General features: G+C 34.3%; 15 protein-coding genes and 1 pseudogene. 12 read left to right on the top strand and 4 right to left on the bottom strand.

What is annotated here, in order from left to right; genetic code table 11:
• Positions 1 to 13 precede the first annotated feature (13 nt).
• The 11 genes and pseudogenes from LO754_RS06960 to LO754_RS06910 all read left to right on the top strand — a co-directional run bounded on the left by LO754_RS06960 (position 14) and on the right by LO754_RS06910 (position 12,256).
• Positions 14 to 1,087, top strand: a complete 1,074-nt coding sequence (locus tag LO754_RS06960) for a hypothetical protein (protein WP_231785877.1) — start codon at positions 14 to 16, stop codon at positions 1,085 to 1,087.
• Complete coding sequence (locus tag LO754_RS06955) at positions 1,084 to 2,397, top strand: SPRY domain-containing protein (RefSeq protein WP_231785876.1); 1,314 nt, start codon at positions 1,084 to 1,086, stop codon at positions 2,395 to 2,397. Before LO754_RS06960 ends, LO754_RS06955 begins: the two co-directional genes overlap by 4 nt.
• On the top strand, positions 2,398 to 3,579 hold the full coding sequence (locus LO754_RS06950; protein ID WP_231785875.1) for a discoidin domain-containing protein: 1,182 nt from the start codon (positions 2,398 to 2,400) through the stop codon (positions 3,577 to 3,579).
• Between the two features lies 1 nt (position 3,580).
• Complete coding sequence (locus tag LO754_RS06945) at positions 3,581 to 4,759, top strand: discoidin domain-containing protein (protein ID WP_231785874.1); 1,179 nt, start codon at positions 3,581 to 3,583, stop codon at positions 4,757 to 4,759.
• Positions 4,760 to 4,801: 42 nt separating this feature from the next.
• Positions 4,802 to 7,654, top strand: coding sequence for a discoidin domain-containing protein (locus LO754_RS06940; protein WP_231785873.1), 2,853 nt, complete (start codon positions 4,802 to 4,804; stop codon positions 7,652 to 7,654).
• 31 nt (positions 7,655 to 7,685) lie between these two features.
• Positions 7,686 to 9,602, top strand: a complete 1,917-nt coding sequence (locus LO754_RS06935; protein ID WP_231785872.1) for a DNRLRE domain-containing protein — start codon at positions 7,686 to 7,688, stop codon at positions 9,600 to 9,602.
• A gap of 22 nt (positions 9,603 to 9,624) precedes the next feature.
• On the top strand, positions 9,625 to 10,074 hold the full coding sequence (locus tag LO754_RS06930) for a hypothetical protein (protein ID WP_025219030.1): 450 nt from the start codon (positions 9,625 to 9,627) through the stop codon (positions 10,072 to 10,074).
• 66 nt (positions 10,075 to 10,140) lie between these two features.
• Entirely contained in the window at positions 10,141 to 10,563 is a 423-nt protein-coding gene (locus LO754_RS06925) for a hypothetical protein (protein WP_231785871.1), read from the top strand.
• A gap of 17 nt (positions 10,564 to 10,580) precedes the next feature.
• Entirely contained in the window at positions 10,581 to 10,871 is a 291-nt protein-coding gene (locus LO754_RS06920; protein ID WP_025219028.1) for a phage holin family protein, read from the top strand.
• Positions 10,861 to 11,403: pseudogene (locus tag LO754_RS06915) on the top strand (peptidoglycan recognition protein family protein); the annotation flags it as partial. The gene LO754_RS06920 and the pseudogene LO754_RS06915, both read left to right, overlap by 11 nt.
• Positions 11,404 to 11,875: 472 nt before the next feature.
• Entirely contained in the window at positions 11,876 to 12,256 is a 381-nt protein-coding gene (locus LO754_RS06910; RefSeq protein ID WP_024362364.1) for a hypothetical protein, read from the top strand.
• 62 nt (positions 12,257 to 12,318) lie between these two features.
• Here the strand turns inward: LO754_RS06910 and LO754_RS06905 are convergent, their stop codons facing one another.
• From LO754_RS06905 to LO754_RS23620, 4 genes are all read right to left on the bottom strand, one after another.
• Positions 12,319 to 13,053 carry a hypothetical protein gene (locus LO754_RS06905; protein WP_024362365.1) on the bottom strand — a complete coding sequence of 245 codons (735 nt, stop codon included), beginning with the start codon at positions 13,051 to 13,053 and terminating at the stop codon, positions 12,319 to 12,321.
• A gap of 91 nt (positions 13,054 to 13,144) precedes the next feature.
• Positions 13,145 to 13,936, bottom strand: a complete 792-nt coding sequence (locus tag LO754_RS06900) for a GNAT family N-acetyltransferase (RefSeq protein WP_231785870.1) — start codon at positions 13,934 to 13,936, stop codon at positions 13,145 to 13,147.
• A complete protein-coding gene (gene abc-f, locus LO754_RS06895; RefSeq protein WP_231785869.1) occupies positions 13,929 to 15,734 on the bottom strand; it encodes a ribosomal protection-like ABC-F family protein in 1,806 nt (601 codons plus the stop codon). The genes LO754_RS06900 and abc-f overlap by 8 nt, the downstream gene beginning before the upstream one ends.
• Positions 15,735 to 15,838: 104 nt before the next feature.
• Complete coding sequence (locus LO754_RS23620) at positions 15,839 to 15,979, bottom strand: RAxF-45 family protein (RefSeq protein ID WP_279633374.1); 141 nt, start codon at positions 15,977 to 15,979, stop codon at positions 15,839 to 15,841.
• A gap of 286 nt (positions 15,980 to 16,265) precedes the next feature.
• On the opposite strand from LO754_RS23620, the gene LO754_RS06890 reads away from it, so the two are divergent.
• Entirely contained in the window at positions 16,266 to 17,960 is a 1,695-nt protein-coding gene (locus tag LO754_RS06890) for a methyl-accepting chemotaxis protein (RefSeq protein WP_231785868.1), read from the top strand.
• The last annotated feature ends 44 nt before the right edge of the window (positions 17,961 to 18,004 follow it).

Below are 18,004 nucleotides of genomic sequence, written 5' to 3'. Positions count from 1 at the left end.
GGAGGATGCCCTCATGGCTTTAATAGGCGGTAATTTAGAGAAAAAAGAAATAGGGCTAGCCCTCGGTGTATCTGGTACATATAAAAACACAGAAATCGACAAAACAACAGGACATTTACGATTAACTCAAATCGATTTTGATAGTAATGAAAACCCAATCTATGCCGCAGAAGGCAGTTGGACTTCTGATGTAATTAATCTCGGAGATAGATTTAATCGCTACGAAAAAATATTTACAACAAACACGACGAATGGCTCAAGCTCATTCACAGTGTCCACAAGAGTATCAGCTAACGGTGTAAATTGGTCCGATTGGTTACCTATTGCAACGGATGGAACAATCCAGTCAGCTATGAAACCATACATTCAAGTAAGAATTCATTTACTTGCAGGGTTTGTGTCGGATGAATTTATTATTGCTAAAGGGGATTTTAAGGCTAACCCATACGTTTTAGAATCTCCATCTAGAGTTGGGAACTATATTGTACCAAAATTAACTTCTAATACATCATCACAAATGGGTTTTGCTTTCTCCGAAACAGTATATAGCTCAAGTTATCCTGCATGGAAAGCATTTAGTGGAATTGATAACTCAGAAAGCTATATTACTAAAAGTGGAGTTCTTGGTGGTTTTTTAGGTTTTTATTTTAAAAATAAAATTAGAATAAATAAATACAAAATTAGAAGTATGGCAGGCGCTTATTTAAATTCTATGCCCAAAAGTTGGGTGCTAGAAGGCAGTTTAAATACAACTGATGGTATTGATGGCACTTGGTTAGAACTAGACCAAAGATCAAATCAATCTTGGTCAACAAACAATACTGACAAAGAATATGAGTTCTTCAATAATAAAGGGTACAGGTCATATAGGATAAAATGGAATGGTAATAATGGCCATAGTAGCTACACAGGAATTGGTGCATTAAACTTCTTTCAACCTTCAGAATCCACAATATCATTAAAAAGAGATTACAATTTTGACATGAATATTGATTCAACATGGTTAGAGGCAGGTAGTATTCATAGACAGCAAATAAGTCGTAGCCAATGGTTAAGTATTAATAGATTGGATGTGAAAAGAAAATGACAACATGGAATCCAATTGAAAAAGGCTCTGTTACAACACTCAGCAACGGAAATTTAACTGCCAACAATATACTTCAAAATAGCTCAGTTAAATCAACTGACCCAAAATCTAGCGGAAAATGGTTTTGTGAAATTAAAGTTGACGCATTAAATATTAACTGCATAGGGATAGGTTCATCAGATTTACTCATGACTAGTGGAATTACTTCATCTAATAATTTTTTTTATTATTACTTTGATGGGAGAAAAAGTAATGGTGGTTTAACCTCGACTTACGCTTCTACACTATCTGTTGGGGATATTATAGGTATCCTCATAGACTTTGATGCTGGTACTCTTACTTATTATAAAAATGGAGTGAACTTAGGAATAGCTTTTGACAATATTAAAAAACTATCAAATTTCTGCATTGTGGTATCAAGTGGAACTTTGAGTGGAAACGGAGGTGTTACTGCTAACTTTGGTGCAACACCTTTTAAATATCTTCCTAATTCTAATGATTTACCTTTTGGAGTTAAAAGCTATGATGGTTCACAGACTCTATCACACGAGAGCAAGTCTTTTATTTATCATGATTATCAATACAAAAAATTTATTCCAAAAGTAAACTCACAACCTAAAGACACAAATCTTGTTCCAATTATGACTAGTAATACTTCACCAATAGGAAAAGTCTCAGCAAACTCTGAATCTGACCCTGCTTGGGGTGCTTTTGATGATGAAATTAAGTCTAGATCTTTTTGGTATTCAGCAGACAACAATAACTCTAATAATCAATGGCTTCAATATGAGTTTGAAGAAAGTAAGATTGTAAATAGAATTTCTCTTCAATCATCAATTGCTATTTCAGGGATTAATTATGGTATTAAAAATTTCACAATACTAGGCTCAAACGATGGAGTCTCATATTATACTTTATTCAATGGTATTCATCCTAATAACAGCAATGAAGTTTTTTATACTTTTACAAACAACAATAGCTATAAAATTTATAGAATCAAGGGAAATAGCTACCACAGTGACTCACAGATGTTAATCAGTTCATTCAAAATGTTCGGTGATGAGGTGTTGGGCGCACTTGCTCATTGGAAAACTATTTCCTCTACTCTTCCTAGTTCAACTAGTTTTTTGGAACAAGGCATGAATAACCTCCCTTCTACACTTAATAGAAGAGTACAATCCCTAGAGCCTATTCAGATGAATAAAAAAGAAGATGTATTAGAAGTAAGTGGTGTAGGTTTTGTGTTCAGTAAAACTATCAATCTAAATAAATATATAGACCTTAGAAAAATAAATATAGAGGTGAGATAAATGGCAGGAGCTTCAAGACCTCACGAATCGCTATTAGGCTCTCTTGAAGAAGTGGGGTATAAAATACATGGATATGTATTATATGACCCTGCTGAAAATCTTTTTAATGGTGGTTTAAATAATATTGCAGTTGCTCCATTCGCCGGCACATACAGTAGAATAGGTAGTAATTTTGCCTATTGGTATGACGCAAATCATTATTTAGATATTGAGTTTTATGACGATGTTAGAATTTGGGATTGCGGTTACTCAAGTGCTTCGTATTGGGGTAAGCTAGATGTTTTTGATAATACTAATGGCGTATTAGGTGGAAAGATAGGTGTTTTATCTGCCTACAGCGGAACTTTTAACATTGATAATCCTAATTGGGTAATGATAGGAATTCTCAAAAAAGGTAGATATAAGATTAATCGAGGTTCTAGTTTAAGAGTCTCACATGAATGGTATCTTGAGTTAAAGCATAAGAAAAAAACAATTCTTAAATCCAACCAGAAGCATTATGTTTTAACAACAACAGAAAAATGGTATGAGACAAAAATGACCTCTAATACGGCCCCTGCCCCATTAGTCGCTAGTTCTAGTACATCTTATAATTCAACATATTACCCATATAAAGCGTTTAATGGTATGAATGCTGCTGGAAACTATGATCAATGGTTAACGCAATTAGGTGTTTTAACAGGGTGGATTCAAATAGATTTTGGTAGTGTCAAAAGAATAAACAGATTGAAACTAGGAGCAAGCTCAGATTATCTAACCGCAAATCCAAAAGACTTTGATATTCTCTATTCCAATGATGGTGTGAATTTTAAAAACGTAAAATCTATTAAAAATCAAATCGATTGGCAAGTAAATCAATATAGGGAATTTAATTTTAATTTGATTAAAGCGAGATATATGAAAATAGATGTTTCAGCTATCAATGGTGGTTTAAACTATCTTGCAATTGGTGAGATAGTGTTTGGTTTAAAAACTAACACTATTATTGAGTTCACAGAATTATCAAAGGATATCTTTGATAACTATGGAATATTTACATTTCAAAATTTAAATCAACCTATCCATTCAAAAAACTATATTTTTCAACAGACCGCTCAAAACGATTTAAATGGCCTAAGCATTAAAAGTAGCAATAAAAAACCTTTGAGCATAGTGTTAAAAATAAGTAATAAAGAGGTATGAAATGTCAGTAAAAAAAATAGTTTTTAAAGTAAATAAAGCTAGTACTTACTACACATTAGGTTCTGTTCGTTTTTATGATGAAGATGATAATATATATCCCATTACGTTTCCTTTAAAAGACCAATCATTAGAAAATACTTTCTATATTCAAGGAACAAACATTACAGGAAACGTAAACACAACAAACAGTTATACTGGTTACTATTTTGTAGATTCTCCTTTTGATACTGATAAGCCAGTTACTACAACATATCCTCAAAAAAACTATTGGTTAAGTAGTAATACAGATACTATTAGTATTTCTTTTAATAGTCCTATTAAAATAAGTAAAATAGATTTTATCCCTTATTGTGGTGACGGTACAGATAGGAAACAAAATACAGTGGAAATAACTGCAATTGACCATAGCGATAAAGTAGCTTTATCAAAAGTATACGATACTTCTGCTTATGTGATAAATCAAGTATATACTGCTATAACTGATCAGCTTTTAATAAATGAATGTACTTTGCTAAAATCAAAAAACAAGATTTATTCATTAAAACCTATCTACACTTGGTATGAAATTAAAATGAACTCTTATAATTCTCCATCTCCTTTTACAATCACAGGAAGTGGTGATTATAGTTCATATTATCTTTGGAAAGCTTTTGATGGTGTAAAAACATCGGCTAATAGTTGGAACTTCAATAGTGGAGATAAAGCATGGATTCAGATTGACTTCGGTTCTGCGAGAAAAGCAAACAGTGTAAAAATAACAGGGAGTCTCTATGCGTTTTCTTATTCCCCTTCCTCAATTAAGATTTATGGGTCATTAAACAACGTTGATTTTAAAGAGTTATTCAGTGTCGATAATTTAACATGGGTTGCAAATGAGGAGAAGACAATTGATTTTAACAACCATAAAAATTACAGATATTATAAATTAGAAGTATTATCCAGTGCCCAAGGTAATTGGGTAGGACTTACAGAGATCTGTTATGGCTATAGTGGATTAGAATTACAAACAATACCTACAACCACATCACAAAACTTTATCTATGGATTAGGTTCTGTTAGTAGACTAAACTTACCAGTAGTAAAAAAAAGCTATGTACTACAGGATAGTAACACTAAAAGTCTAGATATGTTATTAACAACTAAATTAGACAAAAAACCACTCAGCATTAGTTGCAAATAATGTTGAGTGGTTTTTGAAAATAATATAGAAAGGAATGATCTTATGGCGATAATTGGAGAGACTTTAATAAATCCTGAGAGTGGATGGAAAAGAATTGAGGATATTGACACTAACTTTACTTACGAAGGAACATGGGCTTCAAGGTCAAACTCTGCATACAGTGGGAGTAGTCAAAAAACACAGGCAAACAACATATTAGGAAATAAGATTAAGTTTCAATTCTATGGTTCTAAGATAAGAATAATTTCATCACTTTATCCATCCTACACGCCGAAAGTAAAAATTACAATTGATGGAATTGAAGATTACTACACGCTTCAAGGAACTGCTACTAACAGAGCTCTTATTTATGAGAAGCTAAATCTCCCATTAGATTTACACTACGTTGAGATTGAGAAATTAACTAATGGTAGTTATAATCCTGACTTCCTTTGGGATGCAATTGATATTGATGATAGTGGCTATATCGCAGATATGTATTTTTCATTTAATAGACTAATACTTAAAAACCCAATAACAAATAACTATTATTCTCTATTAGATAAAACGTTAATTCATATGCCTAACAACTCAACTAAAAACATGCAATTATATGGTATTGAGCAAGGAAAGGAGGTTCAATTAGATGTACCTTTTGACAAGATGAACTACGTGTATGACAAAGAAGAAATTTTAGGTAGTGGAATAATATATAGTAATACTATAGAAGACGTATCTAAAACTGAAAGAATGACTTTTAATTCGGATAAACAAAGTAAAATTTTATTTAGCTCAAATAACCAAATTTACACTTTTGAGTTTGAAAAGAAATTTAAAGAACAATATCCCCCTAATATGACTAGCAATACAGCACCATCTCCTTATGTTGCAAGTGCTAGTAGCTATTTAACAAGTGATCGTGGTATGGAAGCTTTCAAAGCTTTCAATGAAAATATAACAACTACAACATCTTGGTCATGGCAATCAAATGCTTCTTACCTCACTAGTCATTGGCTTAAAATTGATTTTGGAACAGGAAATGAAAAGATCATACAAGGTTTTCATGTCCATGGATACCGTATTGGAGGTTCAGGTGTAATACCTAGCAAATTAATCCTAGAAGGGTCAAATGACGATAATGTGTTTAATACGATGTTTGAAGTTGTCCCTGCTTCTAGCGAGTGGAATAATAAGGTTACTTATGAATTCGATAACCATTTATCATACAGATATTTCAGACTTACTATAAACCTTCCTTCAGCAGGAGATATAATGATTAGAGATTTCAGATTATATGAATATGATGTGAAACAACAAATAGTTAATTTACCATCAAAAGAAGAATCTGATTTTATTAATTTTGGTATTGACAATAAAAGAGTCATTGACTTCAATTATAAGTTCTCGCAAAGAAAAATAGTAAACTTAGATGGCACAACAACTCTGGATGCAGTACCATTACCCTTCACTTTAAAAGATGAATTTTCCGACAAACCATTAAATATATTGGAATATTCAACTGACAAAAATAAAGTTTCTTCAATTGTCATAACTGATGTCGACCAATACTCAGTCTATGACTATATCTCAGAGCTCCCCCAAATACTAGTTTACACTGAGAAAACAGACGACATCATCGTCTCCACAACAACAGAACCATTCGACATTTACGATGAATTCGGGGATAGTGTTGAAGTACTTTACTACACTGACGATCCAGAGGTCACAAATGCTGATTTAATCTTAGAAGCCAATTGGTCACCGCTTGATGAATTAGAGGGTGATTTCGAGGTTGTGACATGGACTGATGAAGCGCCTGAGACTGCACAGAGAGTACTTGAAATGAAAGCTATACCTAAACCTCAGTTTATTAAGTTGGTCAATCCAAAGCGAATCTATGGTGCTTTAGATGAAGTGTTAGTGAATGATCTCTCTCAATCCTATCGTGATGAAGCTCGTTATTTTATCTCTGGGACGGATACTTCGAAGTGGTATGTTTGGAATAAGGTTCTTAAGAAGTTTGTCATAGCCGATGCTTCTAGTAAAGAAGCTATTATCGCCCATGGTATGAAACATACAGACTTAAACAATATCACTGACACAGAATGGCGAACATGGAATGAACAGTTCTTAAATATTGGAATCTTCTTAAAAGACAATCCTCGTGATACCATCGTTTCAGTTGTTGAAAATGTTTCATATGAAGATTATCTTCCACGTCATACATCCACGATTCAGGACACAAGTCTATATATTTTGAATACAACTGCCAAAATTGATATTGCTTTTAATGGAAATGTTTTAAAAGGAATGTTAAGTGATGATGACTTAACACGCGTTCAATATCGGGTAATACTGAACAATCGCTACTACTACCCTGCTGATGGCAGCTTTACACAACTAGGTGAATCTCCTCAAAATATTGAGTTAGTAATACGAAGTAAGGACATTAAAATTGATGATTGGAATACTTTAAAAGTAGAGTTTCAAGATTCCTTTGGTACTACCGATTATTGGTCCACAAACTTTATGGGTACATATACAGGGCTTATGTTTAAAGATGTTTACGGTGAATACTTTTCTAATGAAATTGGAGAAGTATTAAAATATCTTGATTTTGGTGTCATTATAGCAGGACAAACGACTATAGAGCATGAGGTATTTCTAAAAAACCAATATGGATATGATGTTAAAAATGTGCACTTACTTGCAAATACAACTAATTTCCCAAGCGATATGACGGTCGAGTTTAGTCAAAGTAATTCACCTTTTACACCTCATTCAGATTTAAAGCTCAGTGGTATGCTTGCGAATAATGCTGAAACGTCCTTTTTTATTCGCTTAAAAACAAAATTAGGTTCAACGCCTGACGCAAATGGATCGTTTGACATTATCGTGAGAGCTGATAAAGCCTAATCACAATACAATGTGATAAGGAAGTGAAAAGATGAACGAAGATAATAATATTGAAATAGTGAAGGACCCTCCCCTATACCAACAGACAGATGAAAGCGAAACCTTGCAAAACGATTGGCTGGGCATAGAATCTGTTCTTACCGTTAGTAATAGTTTTAAGGCAAAATATAGTTTAATTGCGGTTGGCAGCGCTGATATTTATACAGAAATTATTTCAAGACCTAAAAAAAATGCCGACGTTCATATGGAAATTATTTCTCGTGCCTATAGAGAGTCTTCGAAAGAAACTTACATAAACATAATGTACCGAGGAAATGCTGATGTACTAACAGTAATTCAACCGATTGGATATAATAACCTACTGGCCGAAATAGAAGTGCCGCCGCACAACAGAATGTCGGCTATTTATGAAGTTCAGCAACCACCAATTATTACGAATGTATTCACCCCTACTCAAGACGCTTTTACTCGTGAAAAAACGGAATATCAAACGATTAACTATGGTGATTATTCATCTATGTTGGTAGGTCACGGTCATGATGATATTTGGCGATCTTTTGTACAATTTGACGTTTCTTCTATCAATCCTTCTTTTGTCTTAACAAATGCATATGTAAGGCTGTACTACAATGGTAGTATTCCTAATGGCATTCAACTGGAACTTTTAAATTCTGGTAGTAAATGGTCAGAAACTAGTATTACACACTTAAATCGCCCTACGCCTATTCAACTAATTACCAATCAATACACTATCAATGAACAAGCAGGTTACGTTGAATTTAACGTGTTCGATATCGTAAAAAGTTGGGTCTCCCTTAGTCAAGTGAATAATGGCTTTATTATTCGTGTATCGAATGAAATAGCCAATGGCTCCGCTAACTTTAAAACAAAAGAATCGCTGCAACCTCCTGAACTAGTAGTAAATTATTTTGACTCTACAATATTTAGTTTTGGTAGAAGTCAGCACATTACTGAAATTTTTGTTTATACGTCGCGGCATTCAGTTAAAGAAGCGGAAATCACAGTTGGTTCAACATTTGAACATTCTGATCATGATACATCTCTATACGTTCACCGTGCTGAAGTACCTATCGACGAAGATATTTTCGTAGATATACAAGTGAATCAACCGTTAATTCCAAGTGAGCTAGTAGTAGCTATTCCAGATGAAAGCAAGATTTTGACGGAGATTAGCGTTAAAGTTGCAAGAACATCTTCAATTTTTACAGATATTACTATTAATAAACCGAATATTCCAATTGAAATAACAGCATCCGTAAGTAAAGATGAAGAGCATGAAATAGAATTAGTTGTAAATAAGCCTTTCACAGAAGCAGAAATCACTATACCTTCACATAAGGATAGTGATATGAATACTGAAATTGATATTAACACTATTTTTTCAAGTATTGTACATACAGAGATTCTTGTAAGTAAAGATACTATTCCTGTTGAAATTTCATCACGAGCTCTTAAAGATCATAACTTATATTCAACAATTTCTATTTCTAAACCAAAGATTGAAGCAGAAATCGCGGTAAACTATCGAGACGATATTTGGATTGAAATCGAACCAAATATCATTAGTGATCTTGCAACTGAACTTGTTGTATCAAAGCCTGCAGTTGCAACTTGTATAGCCATTAGAGTACAAAAAGATTTAGATTTAAATGCAGAAATTTTTGTCTCTTACATAAATGAAATCCATACCGAGATTATAGCAAAAAAAGTCAGCCAGTTACCTACTGAAATTGATATTAAGGCTGTTAGTCAAATTGACACGATATTAATTGTATCAAAACCATCTATCCCGACTCAAATTACAATCCCAACTTGGGATAATTCAGATATTTTAACAACAATAAAACCGCGAATATTGTATGTAGACAACATAAATACAATTATTAGGGTAAACGGTGGCGTTTCAGGTTATGTATTTATAATGTAAAACGGAAAAAGGAGAAAAAACGATGATTATTAAAAATTACGAAATTAGTGAGTTATATGCTTTTCTATTTAACCTTATTTTAAAAGGGAAAGAGTCACGCATGCGTACCAGGTTTCTCAAACTATTGGAAGATCAGCTAAATTTAGTAAATCAGGAAAGACAACAATTAGTAGCTGATTATGCCGATAAAGACGACAACGGAGAAGTTTTATATAACAAAGAAATTGTTGATAATAAGGAAATTGAAATACCTATTTTCGGTAAAGATGCTGAAAAAGAAGTTCAGCGTCAAATATTAACATTACTTCATGAAGATTTTATTATCGAGGAAACTGCAGATAAAATAGACATGCTGCAAGTTTTACAAGAAATACTGTTAAATTTAGATTTAGAGTTCACTGGTAAAAAAGCAACTTTATATAATCGATATTGCGAAATTTTCGAGGACATTCAATTACTTGAAAAACAATAGAAGTATTCTTTTGGGATAGTTGTGGACTGTAAATCCACACTATCCTTTTATTATTTTTTAAAGTTGGTGATGAATATGGAAATTGAAAAACATGGAGAACGATTGGCGACTGTAGAAGTAGAAATGAAGAATCACGAAAAAAGAATATCAAAATTAGAAGGTAACCATGAATTATTACAACGTTTAACAGTCGTTTCAGAACAACAACAAGAAATGAATAAATACCAACAAATTCAATTAAATCGAATGGATAAAACATTTAACAACATCAATATCAATCTAACGAAACTAAACATGTCACAAGTAGAACTGCAAGATGATGTAAAAGGTATTGGTAAACGAGTAGACAGTATTGAAGAAGATTTAAAATATGAATCTGCAAAAGATAACATTTCCATTAGCGAAATCATTAAACAATATCTAAATTGGTGGATTCTTATTCCTCTCACCATTTTAGGCACTGAAATATTAAAATGGCTTGGTTTATAAGAAAGGAAGGATTATATATGAAAATCAACTGGAAAGTACGTAGTCGAAACCCTCAATTTTGGATTACGTTTGGATTATCTATTATTACCCCACTATTCGCCTACTACGGCATTACTGGAGCTGATTTAACTACTTGGGATAGTGTACGGAGCTTAATAATCAATGCCGTGTCTAATCCCTACGTATTAGCTTTAATGGCAGTAAGCACCTATAATGCCGTTTTAGATCCTACCACAGCTAATTTTAGTGACTCTCAAAACGCATTGACATATGTGAAACCGAAACGAGATGATTTTATTGACAATTAATATTAAACAACATTTAGTACATCCTTCAAAATATACGATTAAATGCCCTTATACGATTAATGCGCAATTTTTAACGGTACATAATACAGCTAATGATGCATCAGCAGCAAACGAAATCAATTATATGATTAGTAATAGCCAACAGGTATCCTTCCATTATGCTATCGATGATAAAGAAGTAATCCAAGGTTTACCTTTAAACCGTAATGGTTGGCATTGTGGCGATGGTAAAGGATTTGGAAATATGCAATCAATTGGTATTGAAATTTGCTATTCTAAATCTGGTGGTAATCGTTATGCAAATGCTGAAAAATTAGCTACACAATTTATAGCGCAACTTTTACTAGAACGAGGTTGGAAAATTGATAGAGTAAGAAAACATCAAGATTGGAGTGGTAAATATTGTCCACATCGCATTCTTGATGAAGGAAGATGGGCATCGTTTTTAAATAGCATTCAAAAAGAACTGAATAAACTCACTAGCAATAAAGGAGGCTTCACTGTGTCACAATATGAAGAATTAAAAGCTGACTGTCAAAAAATTTTCCAACAATTAGCATTTATTAATGCAATGTTAGGAATAGAAGAGCGACCTGTTAACAAAGCTCATGAAACAGGATGGAAATGGACTCAAGAACAAGGTTTATTAAATGGACAAAACCCACAAAAACCACTTACTAGGGAGCAATTTGCTACAGTTCTTTATAGATTAAATAATCAAAAATAGTTCTTTCCTTGTAAAAAATATAATCCTTAGAAGGTTGTTAGCGGAGAGAGACGACCCCTATTCAGAACGAACAAAACAAAAACAAGTGTTGTCAGTTTACGGTGCTAAGGCAAAAAGTACGGCGCCGTAGCGGACAACAACAGCAGAGTAAAACATTTTTTCTCTTTTGTCACGCCACGAGTTTTTCGCACTACATTTTCAGCTGAAGGATGATTAAACATGCAAACTCAAACCATGTTACAATAGAAAAGAATAAAGGCATCGAAGGAGATATTGCATGAAGCGATCAACAATTATTAATGTTTGTATTTTCATTTTTTTCACTTTACTATTCGTCAATGATTTTTTCCCTGCCACTCCGTTAGCAGAAATATTGTCGAAGAAAATTATTCTTGTTATATTAATTGTCCTAGTAGGTATAAATCTAGTGTCATCAAAAGGTACATATAAAAAGCTATCCAAAAAAGCATATGCTGGTTTAACACTTTATACAGTTGGTCTTTGGATTGTGCTCACATTATTAGGTGGCGAGTCCGAAATTGGCTTATCTTATAATAGCCCTATTTTCTATCTTATCGTGATTGTACTAGGGTTTGACTTATTACGAGTTTATCGCCAATGGAAGCGTGAAGAAGCAGAAAAAAATAATGCAAAATAAAAGCATGTTGCCAATTAGCAATGAACACTAATTGGCAACATGCCTTTTTTGTATATAGCAGCTTAGGATTCTAGTACATTTAAAATCGTATCAAGTTCATTGACAGCGTGGTCTAATCGTTCCTTTGCCTCAATGTTTTGTTGCTTTAACTGACTATACTCTAATAAATTTTTTTCATGCTTTAATTTAATAGAAGATAAGCGCTCAATGCGTGCTTCTACTTTGTCAATTGCTTGCTCACAAACGCTAATCCATAATTTTTCTGATTGCTGAATTTCTGTCGTGGATGGATTGTGCTGACGCATAATACGTGCATATATTGCTTCTATTTGCTCAATCATTTCACTATAAAAATGACGCTCAACTCGCGTAGTTTGGAAAGTAGGATGCTCTATATCTTTTGCATATGGCGTAATTTGACGTAACAGCTTTCCAGCATTTTCACCAAAACTATGCGATAAATTCAATACATTCATCAATTGCAATAATAAGCGAACTTCTTCAAGATTAATAAGCTGTGAATCGATATTTTCTTTGACTTTTAGCGACTCCATATAGCGGCGATCGAAATGCTCAATTTCCCCTTTATGTTGCTCTACTAAATGGGCACTCGCATTTTCTTTTAAACTTTTAATATATCGGATTGCATGACTTCTTAGCTCCTCCATTGAAAGCATGTTGTCATTATCTTGTTGTGGTTTTCCTCGTTGAACATACGCAAATGCATCCACTTTTCGGGGCCATTTTGCTTCTTGGTTTTTTTCTGAGACATTGTAGCGTATATAAATTCCGTGCATTCCATATCCTCCAAGTCCATTTAACAAGTATCTCTAAAGACAATAAATCGAATACCACTTTTTTTCAAGTAATTTACCTTCAAAAATTTACTTATTTTGCAGACCTTATTTCTTGAATAGTTTTCCCTTCTGTAAATGCATGTATTGATTTTATTTTACCAAAAGAATAAAAATTTGCCTTTTCATATACTTTAGCGACTTGCTCATTAATAGGCAATAGCCAAAGATGTTCTAAGTTATTTTTAACAGCTTCTTTTTGAATATGTTGCAATACATAACCAATCAATCCTCTTCCACGATAGCTTTCTAATGTTGCGACACTTTCAATTCGACCTTGACGACCAGATAGAAACAAATTGGCCGTACAGCAAGCAACACCATCTATTTTTAATAAATAGTACGTAAAATACGGTGAACAGTACATGTTTTCGAACGCCCTTTTTATTAAAGCAGGCTCACCAAATGTAGAGATAGTCATTTCTACTTCTAATGCTTCTTGTACATTTGCATCTGTCACACGTTCAATGCGAATCGCTGGATTATGCGGTAATATAACAAATTCGCCATTCCAACACTGGATGTCATCTGTAAAAGACTCATATTGAAAACCATGTGATGATAATGCCTCCACACAGTGATGATTTTCCTCAACATTATATAAATACATTCTCGGAATTAACCCTTTTGAGAGATAGAATTGTTTTACATTAGTTAAAAATGTCTCTGCTTGCTCTACTCTCTTCCATATATGTGCATGGTTGGCGTCATAGTACATAGGCATTTCCTTATTGTAAAAAAATACTCCTTCCGGACACCGTTCCATCTCACTAAACTCATTGATATAGTCAATGTCTAACTGCATAATGTCTTGGAGCTTATGCATGTGTTGTTCCTCCTTCCAACCATTTAACATATAGAGCTTCTAGCTGTTGCTCCAATTTTTGACGTTGCTCTTTAGCAAGTGTAGGTTCTTTTAATTTAAATTCTACTTTTTCAATTTGTTCTTCAATTGGGAGTTCTTTATCACTGTGATCTTTTGTCTTTGTGCTGCTATCCACTTTTACTTCAGGCACTTGCTCAACGAGGGAATGCTTTGTTCTTGCCCATTCATAATCCCCTTCATATACATAAATCGTTTCTTGCTCAATCCATGCAATTTTTGTAAAGATTTTTTGTAAGAAGTAGCGGTCATGGGATACACCAATAATAGTACCTGTAAAGGATTCAAGGGTGTCTTCTAATACCTCTCTTGCTTCTATATCTAAATGGTTAGTCGGTTCATCTAAAATGAGTAAATTAATATCTTCATGCATTAATTGTGCGAGACGCAGACGCATCTTTTCTCCACCACTTAAGTCCTTCATTTTCTTAAAGACATCGTATCCATAAAACAGAAACTGTGCTAACAAATGACGTGCCTCTGCTTCTGATACGGATACACATTCCCGAAAGGCATCAATTAAACGAATAGCAGGATTTTCATGGTCAAATTGCTGCGATAAATATCCTATTTTTACACTACTACCTACTTTACACTCTCCTTGATTCGGTACAATCTCCCCTAACATCATTTTTAATAAGGTCGACTTTCCACTGCCATTATTGCCTACAATCGCGAGACGTTCTCCAAAATATACCGATAGATGACTATTGTTAAATAATGGCTTATCAAATGCATGACTTATCGCTGTCATCTGTATCACTTCTTTCCCACTACGTTCAGCCATCGTTAAGGCGAGATTCATTTTCTTTTTTGTGCCAGGTTTTTTAACTCGTTCTATACGATTCAGTGCCTTTTCCATACTTTTAGCACGGCGAAACAATGCGGCATTCGGTGGGTTCGCTTCATTTGCCCACTGTCTTAAACGTTTAATCGCTTCTTGCATCTTCTTAATTTTCTTTTGCTGTTCCTCATATTCAGCAAATTGCTGTTCAACTTTCGCTTCTTTCTGTGCAGTAAAATCATCATAATTTCCTGCATAGGTAAACGCCTCTCCATCCTCAATTTCAATGATTTTTTGCGCTACTTGATTCATAAATTGACGATCATGCGAAACAGCAATGACAATGCCAGCAAAGTGTTGTACATACTGTTCAAGCCACTCAATTGCTTGCATATCTAAATGATTGGTTGGTTCATCTAAAAGTAAAATAGATGGGTTACTTAAAAGCATTTGACCTAGCATTACCTTTGTTTTTTCGCCACCGCTTATGCTTGCAAAGGGCACAGGAAGTAAAGATGTAATGTTCAGTCCATTTGCAATAGTAGCTAATTGCGCATCGACTTCATAGCCCCCCTGTAGCATAAATTGTTCCTGAACTTGACCATATTGTTGTAACACTTTGTCTGTACTATTCACTTGCATTGCCTGTTCCAGTGTGGTCATTTTTGCCTTCAGTTTGTAGATGTCAACAAATGCTTCCTCCAGTACTTCTTTAACAGTAAGCAAAGGATAGCTTGGAATTTGGTGTAAGTAGCCAATAGTTGCTCCTTTACTTTTAATAATACGGTCAGCATCAGGTGTATCGAGCCCTGCTAATAATTGCAGTAAAGTTGTTTTTCCACTACCATTCACACCAACAATCGCTACATGTTCCCCTTTATTGACTTCCAGTTGCAATCCTTCAAATAATACGTTTCCACCGATGATTTTTTGTATTTGTTCAGCCTTTATTTGCATTGTTTTTTCCTCCATGAAACGCGCGAAAAAACATCTCTAGACAACAAAAAAGACTGCTCAATTAACAAGCAGTCTTTTTCTTCAATATATGTGAAAAAGAATGGTTAATTCGCTACGTTTAGTATTTGATTTTGCTTAAAAATAGACAGACTTATCCCGTTGTTAGCAAAATCGAAAGTTTGAACACGTGTAAAATAAATAGCTATATCTATATTTCCACCTGTTCTCGTAGCGTTTAAATTCATTCCTTTTCACCTCCGTTCAAATTAGTTAGGTATAGCATACCATATTCCATATAATTTGGGAATGTTCAATTTCCACAACTGGAACAACCATCATTGCAAAATTCCACTATTTAGCAATGAAATAATCTAAATGTCACTAATTATATTTAATTTTGAAATATACAAATAGCGTAAGTAATTATATACTAGTAAAAATACAATGTTTTCCTGAAATACATACAATTACAGCAAGTTACTTTGCAATACTTGCTGTCTATTTATGTGGACAAAAACGTGGAGGGAATCTATGAAAAATTTAACGATGCAAATGAAAATGAGCTTATTGATTGTAACAGTTATTTTATTTGTTTTAATTGCTGTTGGTATTGTCAATACAAGCGAAATGAAAACGACCATTGAAGCAGAAAATAAAGCACGTCTTAGTCAAATCTATGATTTAAGTGTTTATAATTTAGATCAGGCATTACCTGGCGAATGGCATTTAAAAAATGGGGAGCTGTACAAAGGTGACGCTAAAATAGCAGAAGAAACTGCATTAATTGATAAATTAGGAGAATTATCCCACGCAGCTATTACTATTTTTGCTCAAGATACACGAGTTAACACGAATATACAGGTTGATGGACAACGTGCGATTGGCACAACTGCCGATCCTAAAGTGACAGAAGCAGTGCTTACACAAGGAAACCTTTACAAAGGAGCAGCTGATGTAGTTGGCAAACCTTATTTTACACAGTATGGACCCATTCAAAATGCGAATGGAGAAACGATAGGTATGATTTTCGCTGGTGTTCCCTCCTCTGAAATCAATGCTATCGAACAAAAAATGCTTCTTAAAATGGCGGTTGTTGCCATCATTGCAGCAATTATCGCTGTCATTGCTGGAACATTGCTTGTGCGTAATATTGTTAAGCCTTTAAAGCGTTTAAATAGGCAGTTGGAAACCATTTCTGCTGGCGAAGGCGATTTAACGCAACAGTTAGTTGTAACAACGAAAGATGAAATCGGAGACCTTGCTACATCCTTTAATGCAATGCTTGCAACACTCCGCAAAATGATGCAACAAGTTGATGAAACAGCCAATGAAGTCTCGGCATCATCTGCTGAGCTTTCTGCAACAGCAGGCTCTACAACAAGAACAACGGAACAACTAACAGCCAATATGCAAGAATTAGCGAGCGGTGCAAGCACCCAAAAACAAAGCGCCAATGAAAATGCAGAAGCCATGCAGGATATTGCAGGCGGTATTCAGCTTGTAACGGAAACAAATATGGAAGTTTCATCTCAAGCTTCAGAAGCGTTTAATACGGCGAAACATGGCGAAAAAACAGCACATGCTATGCAAACTCAAATGCATGCTATGACCGAAGCCGTCTTACAAAGCGTCAATTCAATCGTAGCATTGGATAAACACGCCAATACAATTGGAGACATTGTAGAGGTTATTCATGCTATAGCCGATCAAACAAACTTACTTGCTTTAAATGCATCTATAGAAGCTGCACGTGCTGGAGAACATGGCAAAGGCTTTGCCGTTGTCGCAGAGGAAGTTCGTAAATTAGCCGAGCAATCTAAAACATCTGCCGCTCAAATTACCGAGACTATTCATACAATGCAACAATTAGCAAAAGAAGCAAGCGACTATATGCAACAAAGTGAAAAAGAAGCCGCTTCAAGTGTAGAAATAGTTCGGACAACAAATAGCGCATTTGAGAACATTACAACAAAAGTAGCGGTAGTCACACATAAAATTCAGGAAGTTTCGGGTATTGCAGAGGAGCTGTATGCACGTATTGAACAAGCCAATGCCTCTACCCAAATCATGGCTGAAATTGCGGTTGATGCACGCGAACAATCAAAAGTCGTGACCCAAATTGCCGAGACAAATCTTTACTCTATGGAAGACATTAATAACGCAGCTACAACACTTACAAAAAATGCCGAAACACTTCAAAACCTAATTCATCAGTTTAAATATTAAGGCCAAAAGATTGTTCATCGCGGGAACGCATGGGCAATCTTTTT

The sequence above is a fragment of the Lysinibacillus sp. GJ-1 genome, from assembly GCF_021166035.1.
GTDB classification, from domain to species: Bacteria; Bacillota; Bacilli; order Bacillales_A; family Planococcaceae; genus Lysinibacillus; species Lysinibacillus sphaericus.
This window is presented reverse-complemented; position numbering and strand designations above follow the sequence as displayed.